This is a genomic window from Zhouia spongiae, from assembly GCF_022760175.1.
In the GTDB taxonomy this organism is placed as follows: Bacteria; Bacteroidota; Bacteroidia; order Flavobacteriales; family Flavobacteriaceae; genus Zhouia; species Zhouia spongiae.
Genome location: NZ_CP094326.1, coordinates 1472075 through 1487278 on the forward strand (window position 1 = coordinate 1472075; position 15204 = coordinate 1487278).

At 40.4% G+C, this 15204-nt stretch carries 14 protein-coding genes; 9 read left to right on the forward strand and 5 right to left on the reverse strand.

The features are described 5' to 3' along the window. The first annotated feature begins 136 nt into the window (after positions 1 to 136). From MQE36_RS06420 to MQE36_RS06445, 6 genes are all read left to right on the forward strand, one after another. Positions 137 to 895, forward strand: coding sequence for an SDR family NAD(P)-dependent oxidoreductase (locus MQE36_RS06420; RefSeq protein ID WP_242938345.1), 759 nt, complete (start codon positions 137 to 139; stop codon positions 893 to 895). Beyond that, on the forward strand, positions 892 to 2028 hold the full coding sequence (locus tag MQE36_RS06425) for an ATP-binding protein (RefSeq protein WP_242938346.1): 1137 nt from the start codon (positions 892 to 894) through the stop codon (positions 2026 to 2028). The genes MQE36_RS06420 and MQE36_RS06425 overlap by 4 nt, the downstream gene beginning before the upstream one ends. A gap of 65 nt (positions 2029 to 2093) precedes the next feature. Continuing rightward, a complete protein-coding gene (locus MQE36_RS06430; RefSeq protein WP_242938347.1) occupies positions 2094 to 2825 on the forward strand; it encodes a metallophosphoesterase family protein in 732 nt (243 codons plus the stop codon). Positions 2826 to 2866: 41 nt separating this feature from the next. Continuing rightward, complete coding sequence (locus tag MQE36_RS06435; protein WP_242938348.1) at positions 2867 to 3631, forward strand: exodeoxyribonuclease III; 765 nt, start codon at positions 2867 to 2869, stop codon at positions 3629 to 3631. 21 nt (positions 3632 to 3652) lie between these two features. Beyond that, complete coding sequence (locus MQE36_RS06440; RefSeq protein ID WP_242938349.1) at positions 3653 to 4612, forward strand: OmpA family protein; 960 nt, start codon at positions 3653 to 3655, stop codon at positions 4610 to 4612. 75 nt (positions 4613 to 4687) lie between these two features. Further along, positions 4688 to 5722, forward strand: a complete 1035-nt coding sequence (locus MQE36_RS06445) for an NADP(H)-dependent aldo-keto reductase (RefSeq protein WP_242938350.1) — start codon at positions 4688 to 4690, stop codon at positions 5720 to 5722. A gap of 41 nt (positions 5723 to 5763) precedes the next feature. On the opposite strand, the gene radA is transcribed toward MQE36_RS06445, so the two are convergent. From radA to panC, 5 genes are all read right to left on the reverse strand, one after another. Further along, complete coding sequence (radA, locus tag MQE36_RS06450) at positions 5764 to 7131, reverse strand: DNA repair protein RadA (RefSeq protein ID WP_242938351.1); 1368 nt, start codon at positions 7129 to 7131, stop codon at positions 5764 to 5766. Positions 7132 to 7250: 119 nt separating this feature from the next. Continuing rightward, on the reverse strand, positions 7251 to 8387 hold the full coding sequence (locus tag MQE36_RS06455) for an alpha/beta hydrolase (RefSeq protein ID WP_242938352.1): 1137 nt from the start codon (positions 8385 to 8387) through the stop codon (positions 7251 to 7253). A 41-nt stretch (positions 8388 to 8428) separates the two neighbouring features. After that, complete coding sequence (locus MQE36_RS06460; protein ID WP_278286632.1) at positions 8429 to 9391, reverse strand: lysylphosphatidylglycerol synthase transmembrane domain-containing protein; 963 nt, start codon at positions 9389 to 9391, stop codon at positions 8429 to 8431. A gap of 3 nt (positions 9392 to 9394) precedes the next feature. Next, complete coding sequence (panD, locus tag MQE36_RS06465) at positions 9395 to 9745, reverse strand: aspartate 1-decarboxylase (RefSeq protein WP_242938354.1); 351 nt, start codon at positions 9743 to 9745, stop codon at positions 9395 to 9397. Positions 9746 to 9757: 12 nt separating this feature from the next. Continuing rightward, positions 9758 to 10606 (reverse strand): pantoate--beta-alanine ligase, encoded by an 849-nt coding sequence (gene panC / locus MQE36_RS06470; RefSeq protein WP_242938355.1) that lies wholly within the window; start codon positions 10604 to 10606, stop codon positions 9758 to 9760. A gap of 112 nt (positions 10607 to 10718) precedes the next feature. Between panC and MQE36_RS06475 the strand changes: the two genes are divergently transcribed. From MQE36_RS06475 to glmS, 3 genes are read left to right on the forward strand one after another with little or no spacing between them, the layout of a single operon-like run. Next, complete coding sequence (locus MQE36_RS06475; RefSeq protein WP_242938356.1) at positions 10719 to 11528, forward strand: glycogen/starch synthase; 810 nt, start codon at positions 10719 to 10721, stop codon at positions 11526 to 11528. A gap of 13 nt (positions 11529 to 11541) precedes the next feature. Beyond that, positions 11542 to 13194, forward strand: a complete 1653-nt coding sequence (gene bamH, locus MQE36_RS06480) for a BamH family beta-barrel-assembly machinery protein (protein ID WP_242938357.1) — start codon at positions 11542 to 11544, stop codon at positions 13192 to 13194. A gap of 59 nt (positions 13195 to 13253) precedes the next feature. Beyond that, complete coding sequence (gene glmS / locus MQE36_RS06485; protein WP_242938358.1) at positions 13254 to 15101, forward strand: glutamine--fructose-6-phosphate transaminase (isomerizing); 1848 nt, start codon at positions 13254 to 13256, stop codon at positions 15099 to 15101. The last annotated feature ends 103 nt before the right edge of the window (positions 15102 to 15204 follow it).

The following is a 15204-nucleotide window of genomic DNA, read 5'->3' on the forward strand; positions in this document are numbered from 1 at the left end:
GTAATTTTATATACGGAAGAGAGAACGACTTGGATTATATCAATTTACAAAAATTGAATTCCGGAGGAGGTTTTTTATGATAAAAAGAGGGGATAATGATTTTAAAAATAAACATATAAATTGCTAACAATCAGTAATGAATAATAAAACAGCGTTAATTACAGGGGCTACAAGTGGAATAGGGCGGGAAACCGCAAGAGTTTTTGCAAAAAACAACATAAACCTCATTCTCTGCGGGAGGCGGCAAGAGCGGCTCGATAAGATCAAAGCCGAATTAAAATCTCAAGTGTCTGTGCATACCCTGAACTTTGATGTTCGGATCAGGGAAGATGTCTTTAAGGCTATTGGGTCACTTCCGGAAAATTTTAATAAGATCGATATATTGATTAACAATGCGGGTAATGCCCACGGGCTGGACCCTATTCAGGAGGGGGGTATAGACGATTGGGATATGATGATGGATATAAATGTAAAAGGACTTTTGTATGTCACCAAGGCCATTTTGCCTCAAATGACACAAAGAAAGCATGGGCATATTATAAATATCGGATCAACAGCCGGAAAAGAAGTTTATCCCGACGGAAATGTCTATTGTGCCAGCAAACATGCTGTTGATGCGTTAAACCAAGGCATGCGTATCGATTTAAATAAGTTTGGTATCCGGGTGGGGGCGGTTAATCCCGGGATGGTAAAAACAGAATTTAGCAATGTGCGTTTTAAAGGAGATGATCAGCGGGCAGGTGATGTTTATAAGGGATTTGAGCCTTTGATGCCTGAAGATGTTGCTGAGATTATCTATTTCGTTGTTTCCAGACCCTGTCATGTCAATATTGCCGATCTTGTAGTAATGAGTACGGCACAGGCTTCGTCAACTATTGTGAATAAAGAATTATGATCAATAAGCGTCTTCTGGTAAAAAATCTGCTGTCGCACAATGACGAGAACAGCTTTTATGATAAAAAGCGGTTTGTCAACATTGGCGATAAGGAGGGGAAGGCAAAATTCTTAAAGCATGTATGTGCACTGGCTAATTCCAATCCAAACAATAATTCTTTTATTGTTGTAGGGGTTGAAGATACTACTAATGAGATCTTAGGAGTCGATTTTTTTGACGACAGTAAGATTCAGAACCTGGTGAATGCTTATTTAAGTAACCCTCCATTGATATCGTATGAGAATATTCCTTTCCCTCATTTGGAAGAGGGCAAGGTGGTGGGGCTGGTAACTATTAAGTCGGCAGGTAAATTATGTGCGCTGAGAAAAAATATATGGAAATACTGGGGAGGAACTGTCTTTTTTAGGGAAGGGAGCATAAGTATGCCCCGTAGTTTTGATATTGAGATCCATGATGTGAATTCTGATGTGGTGGCTCAAATTGAACAACATGCCAGGAATAATATCGAGCTGACCTTAGATGGAGTGATCGATTTTATAAATAACCGCCATGCGGATCTGGAGTCGAATTATAAGGTGTTCAAAGAGCAGTTTGTTTTGTGTTGGGGCGGACAAACCAAAAAAGTAGAAGGGAAAATATATTATTCCAGGCTTGATATTGAGCTTATCAATGAGCAGGTAAAATTGTTTTATTCAGCACTTGATGAGGTAGAGGTGACGCTTGCAGAAGATACTTTTGTGCTGACAGAATATGTTCAGCTGGGGCTTCATGACCAGCAAAAATATTATCCCCTGGAAAAAGTGGTGATAAAATTCAACGATAATGGTACCTATAAGATCGACAGCACCTTGTTGTTCGACCCTCCGCAGTATGATCGTAAAATGTTGTATCATATTTTTAACAGTAATAATTCGATCTTGGAAAAATTAAAAAAAGGAGTGCCTCTGTCAAATCAAAATAAAAAAGATCTTAAGGATTTGCCTGCAACGCACCTTATCTGTTTTTTGAACGGTTTTGAAGGTGCAAAACAAATGTTGGAAGATTACAGGTGGTTGGTAAAAGGCTACGATTTGAAAATATACAGATCGTTAAAAGAAGCCTTGCGGATTTTAAGGAAGGTTAAATATGCTTAATCTAAAAAGTATTCTTTTCTTTCTTTAGCATTGCTTAGGCTATATTTGTGCTCAAATCGTATAATATGTCTCACAGAACTTTAGTTATTGGTGATATACATGGAGCCTACAAAGCTCTTTTGCAAGTATTGGACAGAGCTGATGTGGCTGCAAATGATAAATTGGTGTTTCTTGGAGATTATGTAGACGGCTGGAGCCAATCGCCCGAAGTGATTGATCACCTGATGGGGTTGAGTAAAACAAATGAATGTGTTTTTATCCGCGGTAATCATGATGACCTGTTTCATAAATGGCTGCAAGAGGGAGAGCATAACGAGCAGTGGTTGTTTCATGGAGGTCAGGCAACCCTGAATGCGTATGATAAAATGGATCAGGAGCTTATTGATGTTCACGAGGGTTTTCTGGCGTCTCTGAATAATTATCATCTGGACGAGGAAAACCGCCTTTTTGTACATGCCGGATTTACCAATTTACACGGGGTCGATTACGAGTATTTTCCAAAAATGCTGTATTGGGACCGTACATTGTGGGAGATGGCTTTGGCATTAAACCCAATGCTTGCTGAAGATGATAGTCTTTATCCGAAAAGGTTGCAGCATTATTCAGAAATTTATATTGGTCATACCCCCACTACAAGAATCGAGGTCACGAAACCGGTAAATAAAGCGAATGTATGGAATATGGATACCGGAGCAGCATATAAAAGTCCTCTTACCATCATGGATGTCGATACTAAAGAGTTCTGGCAAAGCGATAATGTTAATGAGCTTTACCCTCATGAAAAAGGAAGGAATTAATAAGTCCTGGCAGAAAAAGTTAAACAATATAATTCAATCAAATGAAGATTATATCATATAATGTAAACGGTGTTCGGGCTGCCGTAAAAAAAGGCCTGGTAGATTGGTTAAAAAGCGCAGATCCTGATGTATTGTGCTTACAGGAAATTAAAGCGATGAAAGAACAGGTGGATTTAGCGGTATTTGAAGAGATCGGTTATAAACATCATTATTGGTATAGTGCTGAAAAAAAAGGGTATAGCGGTGTGGCAATTTTATCAAAAAAAGAGCCGGACCATATTGAATTTGGTACGGGGATTGATTATATGGACGCCGAAGGAAGGAACCTGAGAGCGGATTTTAATGGAGTTTCAGTAATGAGTTTGTATTTGCCATCCGGCACCAATTTGGCTCGTTTGGAGCATAAGTTTAGGTATATGGACGATTTTCAGAGTTATGTTAACAGTCTGAGACAGGAAAAGCCAAATCTTGTTATTTGCGGAGACTATAATATTTGTCATGAGGCTATAGATATACACGATCCTGTTCGCAATGCGAAGGTTTCCGGCTTTTTGCCCGAAGAGAGAGAATGGCTGGATAATTTTATTAAAAGCGGGTTTGTAGATAGTTTCCGGCATTTGAACAAAGAACCCCATAATTATTCGTGGTGGAGTTACAGGGCAAATGCAAGGGCGAACAATAAAGGGTGGCGTATAGATTATAATATGGTATCCGCGCCATTGCAAGAAAATATTAAAAGAGCCGTTATATTACCGGAGGCCAAACATAGTGACCATTGTCCTGTTTTGGTAGAGTTAGATGTGTAATTTAATCCCCTAAATGATACTATGTTAAAAAAAGTTTTTGTCGGAGTCGCTTTTATTGCTTTAGCTACTTCATGTGTGTCTTCTAAGGTGTATAATGATCTGGAAGATCGTTACGCGAAATTAAAACAGGAAAGAAATAAGCTGGCGGAGGAAGCCCAGGAATTGGAAAAAATAAAAAATAAGCTGGAAAACGGAGTGAAGGTGCTTCAGGAAGCTTATGATGAAGCCGTTGCTGAACGGGACCAGTTACGACAGGATTATAAAACAACGAAATCACAATTAGACAAGTTGCAAGAGTCCTATAACGCTCTGGAAAAACAGAGTAGTTCGGCAATTGCTGCAAATTCTCAAAAAAACAGGGAGCTATTGTCTCAGCTGGAAGAAAAAGAAAGGATGCTGGCAGAAGAGCAGTCGCGTTTGGAGAAAATAAAGTCGGAACTCGAAAATCGTTCTCAAAGGGTAAACGAACTGGAGGGGCTGATAGCGGCAAAGGATGCTGCCATGAAACAACTGAAGGATGCAATTTCAAGAGCTTTACTGGATTTTGAGGGGAAAGGACTTACCGTAGAGCAAAGAGATGGGAAGGTCTATGTTTCCATGGAGAATAAATTGCTTTTTCAAAGCGGAAGCTGGGCTGTTGGAGCTGAAGGGCAAAGAGCGGTTAGGCAGTTGGCAAGCGTGTTGGCGCAAAATCCTGACATTGCCATTTTAATAGAAGGGCATACAGATAATGTTCCTTATAGAAGTAGGGGTACTATAGAAGATAATTGGGACTTGTCTACGAAAAGAGCTACTGCTATTGTCCGGCTATTGTTGAATAATCCGGGGATAGACCCTAATAGCCTTGCTGCTGCCGGTCGTGGTGAATATGCTCCGGTTGCAACAAATACTTCTGTTGAGGGCAAAGCAAAGAACAGACGCATAGAAGTGGTATTGACTCCTAAGTTGGATGAAGTTACCAGATTGTTAAACGATATGTAAAGTAATCTTGATTCTTTACCTTTGAACCTCGCTTTTTGGCGAGGTTCTTTTTTAATCATAAATACCATTTATAATATGAAATATACAAGCTTGCCCAATACGGATGTGAAGGTTAGTAAAATTTGTCTGGGAACGATGACCTGGGGAGAACAGAATACAGAAGCGGATGGTCATGAGCAAATGGATTATGCTGTTGAACAAGGGGTTAATTTTTTCGATACGGCTGAATTGTATTCAGTGCCCGCGAGAAAAGAAACTCAGGGGACAACAGAGCAGATTATAGGCAGTTGGTTTAAGAAAACAAAGAAGCGCAATCAGATTGTTTTGGCGTCCAAAATTGCCGGTCCGGGATTTTCTAACCAGCACATACGTCAGAAAGGTTATACCAAAGAAGCTCTGACAATGGCGTTAAATGAAAGTCTTAAACGCTTACAGACCGATTATATAGACCTTTATCAGTTGCACTGGCCTGAACGTCATACGAACTTTTTCGGAACCCGCGGGTATAGCCACAAAAACGATGAGGCCTGGAATGATAACTTTAAAGAAGTGCTGGAAAGTCTTAATGGGTTTGTAAAGGAGGGAAAAATACGCTATATCGGACTTTCCAATGAAACGCCTTACGGGATTATGAGGTTTTCGCAGGAGAGTAAAAATCATGGTTTGCCAAAAATGATAACAGTGCAGAACCCCTATAGCTTGCTTAACCGACTGTATGAAGTTGGAAGTGCCGAGATTTCGATGCGGGAAAATATCGGGCTGTTACCGTATTCTCCACTTGCTTTTGGCCGACTTACGGAGAAGCATATCCACGGAACTCCGGAAAATTCAAGAATTGCATTGTTCCCGATGTTTAGTCGTTACAACAGCGAGAATTCTAAGAAAGCAGCAGGAATGTATTACAACCTGGCAAAAGAGCATGGGCTTTCGTTGGCGCAAATGGCGTTGGCTTTTGTAAACCGGCAACCGTTTGTAACCAGTAATATTATCGGGGCTACCGGCCTTGATCAATTAAAAGAAAATATATCGAGTATTGATGTGGAATTAAAACCGGAACTTTTAAAAGAGATTAATAAAATACATGAATTAATACCAAATCCGGCTCCCTGATTAAAACTTCTCCCTTTCGGGGAGGCTGGGAGGGGCTGGCTTTAGCCGAATAACTCACTGACCACATCTTCAATACGGCCTGCCAGCTTTACTTGAATTTGTGGTTTTTTTACGGTTATTTTATTGTGCTTTGACACGAAAATCGTAGAGAAGCCCAGTTTTTCAGCTTCCATGATACGTTGGTCTACCCGCTGTACAGGTCGTATCTCTCCTGCCAGGCCAACTTCGGCGGCAAAACACACATCTTTTTCTATAGAAATGTCTTCATTGCTTGATAAGATGGCAGCAATTACACCAAGGTCTATTGCAGTGTCATCTACGGATATTCCTCCGGTGATATTTAAGAATACATCCTTGGCACCGAGCCTGAAACCGGCACGCTTTTCCAGTACGGCTAGGAGCATGTTAAGACGTTTGGCGTTATAGCCTGTTGTGCTTCGTTGAGGCGTTCCGTATACAGCAGTACTTACCAGCGCCTGAATTTCTATCATGAGTGGGCGCATACCTTCAAGAGTGGCAGCTATGGCTGTTCCGCTCAGGTCTTCGTCATTTTTTGAAATTAGTATTTCCGACGGGTTGGAGACTTCCCGTAAGCCATTCCCTAACATTTCGTAAATGCCCAATTCGGAGGTTGATCCGAAACGGTTTTTTAAGGCTCTGAGAATCCGGTAAACGTGATTCCTGTCGCCTTCAAATTGCAGAACCGTATCGACCATATGTTCTAGTATTTTTGGTCCGGCTATATGACCATCTTTAGTGATGTGTCCGATTAAAATGACCGGAGTGGCAGTCTCTTTGGCATATTTTATCAATTCGGAAGTACATTCCCGTATCTGCGAAATGCTGCCCGCAGACGACTCTATATAATCGGTGTGTAGTGTCTGAATGGAATCTATGACCAGGATATCCGGATTAATGTCTTCAATCTGTTTGAAAATGTTCTGGGTTTTGGTTTCTGTTAAGATGTAACAGTTCTCACTATTAGGGTTAATGCGTTCCGCCCGCATTTTTATTTGTTGGGCACTTTCCTCACCGGAAACATATAGTGTTTTATACGGGAGCTTTAATGCTATTTGTAACAATAGGGTACTTTTTCCGATACCGGGCTCACCTCCTAAAAGACTTACCGAGCCGGGAACGATTCCGCCGCCCAGGACACGATTGAACTCCTGATCTGTACTGTTGAGCCTGAGTTCTTCAACCTGATTGATTTCTGATACTTTTTGTGGCTTCGGGGCTCTTTTGTTTTTTACAGAGGTATTGTTTGAATTCCAGCCTTTTTTATCTTCTTTTTGAATTACTTCTTCGACAATGGTGTTCCATTCTTTACAGGCACTGCATTGTCCCTGCCATTTGGCATAAGAGGTTCCGCAGTTTTGACAAAAAAAGGAGGTTTTTACTTTAGCCATGCTGAAATTCTTAATGATGTTGCATTGTTAGGTTCAAAAATACAATTAAAAAGTTCAAATTGAATTTACCTGATAATCTGGATTTAAAAAGCTTGAGCTCCTAAAGTTCATTGCAGGGGTTACCAGCCGAAATCTTCTTTGATACTCTGTATGCGTTGTAGCGCAAGGTCTTTGGTTATAAAGTCGATTTCCTGCATACCGAAGGCTTTTTCGTATGAGCGCATCGATTTTTTTGCTTCTCCCATTTGCTCATAGTATTCTGCTTCCAGGAAAAACCCCAGCATGGTTTCAGGAAACTCATTTTTGGCTATTTTGCTTAATTCTTCAAGAGAAGGCAGGTCTTTGTTTTTTTTGGTAGCGGCATAAACAGCCATCATGTCGTTCAGTAATACCGGCTTTTTGAATCCGAAAAGGGTTTCCATCGTTTGGTATTTCTTATAGAGGTAATCAACAACCGGGCCGTCATATGTCAGGACCTTTGTCTGGTATTCTTCTTTACTGATCGGCTTATAGATACTGAAGAACTGGTCAAGAGCCTTTGGGATTCCGTATGAAGCAAGCGTGTAGTGGTTTGCATTTTGAAAATCGTCAAAATAGTAATGTATGTTGTCGTTGTTCAGGGTGTGTAGCTGAGTGTTGAAATATTTAGCGCCCTGGCTATTTTCTTTTAAATCATTCGATGCGGTTGCCAAATAGTAAAAGGTCATGTCTTCATAAGCTTTCATCCGGTCTAGTAAATAATCTCCCATTCTGGGTGCGTAGGATGGAGAAAGACTTATGTAGGCTTTAAACAACGGGTTTTCTTTAAGCAGGTAATAGTTGGCAAAGTTAGCCGTAATACCATGTCCGACAACAGCCTTGAAATTGGCGATGTTGTATTCTTTCTGGAGAGAAGGAATGAGTTCCATGCCCAGATATTCAAAGAAACTGTTTCCTTTTTTTTCTGGAAGGCTGTTTTCGCCGTACTGACAGTCTGCATCGCGTAAGCCACGTTGCTCAATTCCGACAATAATACTTTCGGGCATATCGCCGTTATAGGTGAGGAACTTACAATTCGCCACAACAACATCAAATAAATAATCGGCGTCTAGGACAACGAACAGAGGGTAGGTTTTTTCCTTGTCGTAATTTTCAGGAATGTACAAACGGATGTTCCTGGTTTCGTCAAGTTTAAGGGAGTACGACTTCGAGGTTTTTACTTGTGCAAATACTGAAATACAGCATAAGGTAAGCACTAAAGAAAGGTACTTTTTCATGATAGTGTGTTAGTTCGATTTGGATGACCGAAGATAAGAAATTATTTATTTCTGTTGTAAACCGGAAGTAATAATAGTGAGAGTCCGCCGAAGATTAAGATCATTACGAACTGGGAGATCCAGACGATCCAGCCAAAGGCAGTACCCACAGTTGCGGAGATGCCGAACAACAGCAGGATCTCAGCAATAAAAAAAGGATATGATCCAAATCCGCCATTGGTAAAAGCAATGGCAAAACTTCCTACGACAAAAGCTGCTATTACGGTCGAAAAAGAAAAGGAGGAGGTTTCTTCAAGGGCATAGATACAGATGTAAAACATTGCTATATACATAACCCAAATGAAGATTGTGTGCAGAATAAACGGCCAGACTTTTTTCATTTTAAGAATGGATAAAAGTCCGTCCTTTAAACCGGAAACCAGATTTCTGATTTTAATGCTGATGCTGAAGCTGGTCTTGTATACAAAGAGAATGCCTGTAATTCCAAGAGCTCCTAAAATGAGTATGCCGACAATAAGCTTTTGGAGGGGAATCAGGTCGAGGAGGAAATCTTTTAATGCATCAAATTGCATGGATAGCGCCAGTAAGACCAGTAATCCCAGAATCAGAACATCGGCAACCCTTTCTGCAACGATAGTTCCGAAAGCTTTATCAAAAGGCACATTGTCGTATTTGTTTATAACCAGCGCCCTTGAGACTTCGCCCGAACGAGGGATGGCCAGGTTGAAGAGGTAGGCTGTAAAAACTGCCATGGTGTTATTCATCAATTTGGGCTTATATCCCATGGGTTCTAACATGAAATTCCACCGATAAGCCCTGGATAGATGACTTAAAAAGCCAAAAACCAGTGATAAAAGCAAGAACCGGTAATTGGCGTTTTTAAAATGATTTTTTATTTCGGCAAGTTGCTCCGGTGAAAACTTACTGTAAGAAAACCATATCAAAAAAACTCCCAGCATAAGTGGGAGTATTATCTTTAATATTTTAACGGTTTTCTTTTTCAACGACTATCTTAGGGTGTTGTTCTCTTCGTCAGGAAAAATCAGGGTAGGCTTAAAGCTCTTGGCCTCTTCAAAATCCATAATGCCATACGAAATAATGATCACTACATCTCCTTTTTGTACTTTACGTGCAGCGGGGCCATTTAGTGTGATCTCACCACTATTCCTGTTTCCTTTGATCGCATAAGTTTCAAGTCGCTCACCGTTATTGATGTTTACGATCTGAACTTTTTCTCCTTCAATAATATTGGAGGCTTCCATTAATGCTTCATCGATGGTGATGCTTCCAATGTAGTTAAGTTCTGCACCAGTTACGGTAACTCTGTGAATTTTCGATTTTACTACTTCTATTTGCATGTGGCAAAGGTATTAATTTAGAGCAATATTGTCTATAAGTCTAATATTATTAGCATGAACTGCGATAAAAGCCCTGTATTTCTCATTTTCTTTTTTCTGCTCTGAGGGTCTTAAAGTTTCAGCATTGGCAATTTCAATGTATTCTAAATCGAATAACCGTTCTTGTTGAAATTGACTTTCAACCCATTCCTTTACTTCAGATGCATTTTTCGTGCCAAACATGTCTTTTGCCTTGAGCAGTGTCCTGTATATGAAAGCGGCCTGTTTTCTTGTTTCGGAAGGCAGTCTTTCGTTTCTGGAGCTCATGGCAAGACCGTTGCTTTCACGTTCAATCGGGCATCCGATAACCTGAACAGGGATGTTGTTCTTCAGAACCAGTTTTTTAACGATGAGCAATTGCTGGTAATCTTTTTCTCCGAAATAAGCCCTGTCAGGGATGGTGATCTCCAGAAGCTGTTTAACAATGGTTCCGACACCGTCAAAGTGTCCGGTTCTGAACTTTCCCTCCATCTCGTGTTCCAATCCGTCAAAATCGAACGTTTCGGCTGTAACGTTGTTAGCATATATTTCTTCAACGGAAGGCGTGAATATAATGATGTCAGGGTTGGTTTTTTCTAAAATTTTAACATCCTTTTCTATAAAACGGGGATAATTTTCTAAATCGGATTTATTGTCAAACTGCGTAGGGTTTACGAAGATACTCACTACGGTGAGTTCATTTTCGGTTGAAGCTCTCTCTATCAGCGACATATGCCCCTCGTGTAAAGCCCCCATGGTGGGTACGAAGCCGATGCTTTTATTGTTCTTTTGTTCCTCCTTTAAAAAGGAATAAAGCAGTTGTTTTTGTTTAAATATTTTCACTTTAGAAAAAATTAACAGCGTGCAAAGCTATATAAATTTAACTAATTCGGCATATTTTTTATATTTTTGCATGCCTTAGACTCAAACTGTAAAAGAAAAACATATAGATTTTATGACAGACAAAAGAGTATTATTTGTCGCTTCTGAAATGATTCCGTATTTACCGGAAAATGAAGTTTCATCATTGGCTTACGAGAGTCCTAGAATGGTAAACGACAGAGGGGGGCAGATACGTATCTTCATGCCCAGGTTTGGAAATATCAATGAAAGAAGGCATCAGCTCCATGAGGTGATCAGGCTTTCAGGGATGAATTTGGTGGTTAATGATATGGATATGCCGTTGATTATCAAAGTAGCTTCTATACCTAAAGAAAGGATTCAGGTTTATTTTATTGATAATGAAGAGTACTTTAAGAGAAAAGCCACTTTTTCTGATGAGGATGGGAATTTGTTCCCTGACAATGATGAAAGAGCGATTTTTTTTGCTAAAGGTGTCATTGAGACGGTAAAAAAACTGAACTGGAACCCGGATATTATACACGTACACGGATGGATGGCATCATTATTGCCGCTCTATCTGAAGAAGTACTATGGTGACGAGCCTCTTTTTTCAGATAGTAAAATTGTAACATCTGTATATAAGAAAGGTTTTGAAGGAACGTTAAATGAAGAGATGTTGGGCAAGGTTAAATTTGACGGTATCAAGGAGGAAGATGCTAAATGGCTGGAGACTCCGGATTATGATGCATTGATGAAAGTTGCCGCGGATTATTCGGATGGGGTGATTGTCGCCTCGGAAGAATTGTCAGGAGAGTTGAATGATTACATTTCAAATTTATCGAAACCTGTGTTAGGGTATAAATCTATTTACGAGTTTGAAGACGCTTACCATCAGTTCTACGAAGAGAAAATTTTAAGCTAATTAGAGACAACGTATGAAATTTCAATTTAATAAACTTACAAACGCACTACTTGTTACAGGTAGTGTTGTTTTTTTTATAGCCTGTGATGAAGAGTTTAACACCATCGGTTCGGATATTTTTGACGATAATGACAGGGTGGCGGATGCAACGTATGAGGTAACGGCTGTGAACAATAAAATAGACAGAATCCGGACTGATAACCTGCCTGCATTTCAGTTGGGCGATTACAAGGACGCTGTTTACGGGCAAACGAGCTATAAGTTTGTTTCCCAGGTGAGGTTGTCGTCGACAACGTTCGGGGCTTATACTCAGGAAACGGAAAATAATTCAGGAACCGATGATTCTGATGCTACGATTCCTGAAAATGAAATAGTGAAAAGTGTACACCTGTACATTCCGTATTTTTCTGAAGAGGTAGAAGATACAACAGGAACTGAGGTAGATGAGAATGAGCCTAAGGAATTTACCCTGGATTCGATCTATGGTGACAGAAACCAGGAGTTTAACTTAAAAGTGCAGGAATCTACCTATTACCTTCGCCAGCTTGATCCTGATCAGGATTTTACCGAGGCACAGCAATATTTCTCTGACGGAGATCTCGAATCATTCGCAACGACGGTTCTTTATGACGGAGTGCATAAAATAAACGATACTGAGATATTGTTCTTTGAAAATGAAGATGATCCCGATACGGAAGATGAAGACGAAAGTGAAAACGTATCGAGCAGATTATCGCCAGGTATTTATGTAGAGCTAAACAAGGACTTCTTCCGGCAAAAGATACTTGATATGGAAGGAACTGATGAGTTGGCCAATGCAGATAACTTTAAAAATTACCTTCGTGGGTTGTATTTCTCTATCGACTCGCCTTCAGGAGATCTTTTAATGCTGTTGAATGTCGAGAATGCCCATATTAAAATAAACTACGAATACGATAAGTATGATAATAAAGGGACTTCAGATGATACCTCTGACGATGAGGTTGTTACTGAAACCGGGAGCGTGACACTTGGTTTGTCGAATAACGGCACTGATGTTCATGTGAACTTTATATCAGAGTCTGAATACCCTGCGGAGATTACCGATCAGTTGGGTAGCGAAGAAAATGCGTCGAGATTGTATCTGCGTGGAGGTCCGGGAGCTTATGCTGAACTGGAGCTTTTTGCGGGCGAAGATGTAGAGGCTATCAAACAGGAAAACAGGTTGATAAACGAAGCAGATCTTTTGTTGTATATAGATACTGAGGCCATGGAATCTTATGGGAACCCTGTATATCCGGACAGGTTATTTTTGTACAATCTGGAAGAAGGAGAGTCTTTAATCGATCAGATTTTGGATATTCAACAAACGGCCAATGGAGCTATTTACGGAGGGGTGTTGGAAACGGATGAAAACGATAAGCCTTTACTGTACAGGTTCAGGATAACAGAGCACATTACCGAGGTTTTAAGGGGAGATGGCGAGAATGTGACATTAGGCTTGTCGCTCACGTCTGATGTTGCTAACTTTAATTATGTCACAGCTATGGTAGAGGGTAATGAGATAAAAGTACCGATGACCAGCGCTGTAAATCCTTTGGGGGTTATTTTGTATGGAAATAATGTGCCTGACGAGAATAGTGATAAACGATTAAGACTAGAACTGTATTATACGAAAACTAAATAAGATACCCCCTACACAAATTGCACAATAACTAAACTCAATAATTTAAAAACTAACTAACTATGTGTGGAATTGTAGGTTATATAGGCCACAGACAGGCCTATCCCATTATCATTAAAGGCTTGGAGCGGCTGGAATACAGAGGGTATGACAGTGCAGGGATAGCTCTTTTTGATGAAGAAGAGATCAAACTTAGCAAGACTAAGGGGAAAGTAGCTGATCTTAAAAGGATATCTGAAGAACAGTCTGTTACCAAAGGTGTTCTGGGCATGGGGCATACCCGTTGGGCTACCCATGGAGTGCCCGATGATTTGAATGCTCACCCCCATTTTTCTAATTCCGGTAATCTGGTAATAGTGCATAATGGAATTATTGAAAACTATGATTCCATAAAAAAGGCATTGCAGAACAGGGGTTATACTTTTAAGTCGGAAACCGATACAGAAGTGCTTATTAATCTCATTGAAGATGTTAAAAAGAATGAAGGGGTTAAGCTGGGTAAAGCCGTTCAGATAGCTTTGCAACAGGTGGTAGGAGCTTATGCGATTGCTGTTATCGATCAGAATAAGCCTGATGAGATCGTTGTGGCCCGTTTGGGAAGTCCCCTGGCCATAGGAGTGGGAGAGGATGAGTTTTTTATAGCTTCTGACGCATCTCCTTTTATAGAATATACAAATAATGCTATTTATCTTGAAGATGAGCAAATGGCGATTATCAGGAGGGGAAGGGATGTCAAGGTAAGACAAATAGCAGACGATGCTTTGGTAACTCCATATGTTCAGGAGCTTGAAATGAATATAGAGCAGATAGAAAAAGGAGGTTACGATCATTTTATGCTTAAGGAGATTCATGAACAACCTGATGTGATAAAAGATACCTACAGGGGGCGGATGATTGTGAACGAAGGAATTGTTAAGATGTCGAGTATTGATGATCACCTTGAAAAATTCCTGAATGCCGACCGGATCATTATTGTTGCCTGCGGTACGTCATGGCATGCAGGCTTGGTGGCCGAATATATTTTTGAAGATCTGGCTCGTATACCTGTCGAGGTGGAATATGCGTCTGAGTTCAGGTATAGAAACCCGATCATTACCCCGAAAGATGTGGTGATAGCCATTTCTCAGTCCGGGGAGACAGCCGATACTTTAGCGGCCATTAAATTGGCTAAAGAAAATGGTGCTTTTGTTTATGGTGTCTGTAATGTTGTCGGGTCTTCAATAGCCAGGGAAACCAATTCCGGGGCGTATACCCATGCCGGGCCGGAAATCGGTGTGGCATCGACCAAAGCTTTTACAACGCAGATAACGGTATTGGCGCTGATCGCCTTAAAGCTGGCGTCAGAAAAAGGGTCTATTTCCAAATCAGAATTACATCAGAAGCTGGCTGAACTGGAGAGTGTTCCGTCCAAAATAGAAGAAACCTTAAAGGTTGATGATCATGTGAAGTATATTTCATCTGTCTATAAAGATGCTGCTAATTTCCTGTATCTGGGAAGAGGATATAATTTTCCCGTAGCTTTGGAAGGAGCGTTAAAATTAAAGGAAATATCGTATATCCATGCAGAAGGGTATCCGGCAGCAGAGATGAAGCACGGGCCGATAGCGCTTATTGACGAGCAAATGCCGGTTGTGGTTATCGCTACCAAAAAAGGGCATTATGAGAAAATAGTGAGTAATATACAGGAGATAAAATCGAGAAGCGGTAAAATTATAGCGATAGTAACCGAAGGCGATAAAGATGTTCGTGCGTTGGCCGATCATGTGATAGAAGTGCCGGAAACATCGGAAGCATTATCTCCGTTGGTGAATACAATTCCTTTACAATTATTGTCGTATCATATTGCGGTAATGAGAGGTTGCAATGTAGACCAACCTCGAAATTTAGCAAAATCTGTTACTGTAGAATAACCGGAGATATTTAAAAAAAATAAGAGCCTGAAGATCTGATCTTCGGGCTTTTTTTGTGTAAAATCACTATTGTTAAATTACTAAATTTTTAACCTTGTGGTTG

Excerpts from the sequence above, each read along its gene's own strand:
- MQE36_RS06420 (WP_242938345.1), top strand. The coding sequence starts at position 137 with ATGAATAATAAAACAGCGTTAATTACAGGGGCTACAAGTGGAATAGGG.
- MQE36_RS06425 (WP_242938346.1), top strand. The coding sequence starts at position 892 with ATGATCAATAAGCGTCTTCTGGTAAAAAATCTGCTGTCGCACAATGAC.
- MQE36_RS06430 (WP_242938347.1), top strand. The coding sequence starts at position 2,094 with ATGTCTCACAGAACTTTAGTTATTGGTGATATACATGGAGCCTACAAA.
- MQE36_RS06435 (WP_242938348.1), top strand. The coding sequence starts at position 2,867 with ATGAAGATTATATCATATAATGTAAACGGTGTTCGGGCTGCCGTAAAA.
- MQE36_RS06440 (WP_242938349.1), top strand. The coding sequence starts at position 3,653 with ATGTTAAAAAAAGTTTTTGTCGGAGTCGCTTTTATTGCTTTAGCTACT.
- MQE36_RS06445 (WP_242938350.1), top strand. The coding sequence starts at position 4,688 with ATGAAATATACAAGCTTGCCCAATACGGATGTGAAGGTTAGTAAAATT.
- radA (WP_242938351.1), bottom strand. The coding sequence starts at position 7,131 with ATGGCTAAAGTAAAAACCTCCTTTTTTTGTCAAAACTGCGGAACCTCT.
- MQE36_RS06455 (WP_242938352.1), bottom strand. The coding sequence starts at position 8,387 with ATGAAAAAGTACCTTTCTTTAGTGCTTACCTTATGCTGTATTTCAGTA.
- panD (WP_242938354.1), bottom strand. The coding sequence starts at position 9,745 with ATGCAAATAGAAGTAGTAAAATCGAAAATTCACAGAGTTACCGTAACT.
- MQE36_RS06475 (WP_242938356.1), top strand. The coding sequence starts at position 10,719 with ATGACAGACAAAAGAGTATTATTTGTCGCTTCTGAAATGATTCCGTAT.
- bamH (WP_242938357.1), top strand. The coding sequence starts at position 11,542 with ATGAAATTTCAATTTAATAAACTTACAAACGCACTACTTGTTACAGGT.
- glmS (WP_242938358.1), top strand. The coding sequence starts at position 13,254 with ATGTGTGGAATTGTAGGTTATATAGGCCACAGACAGGCCTATCCCATT.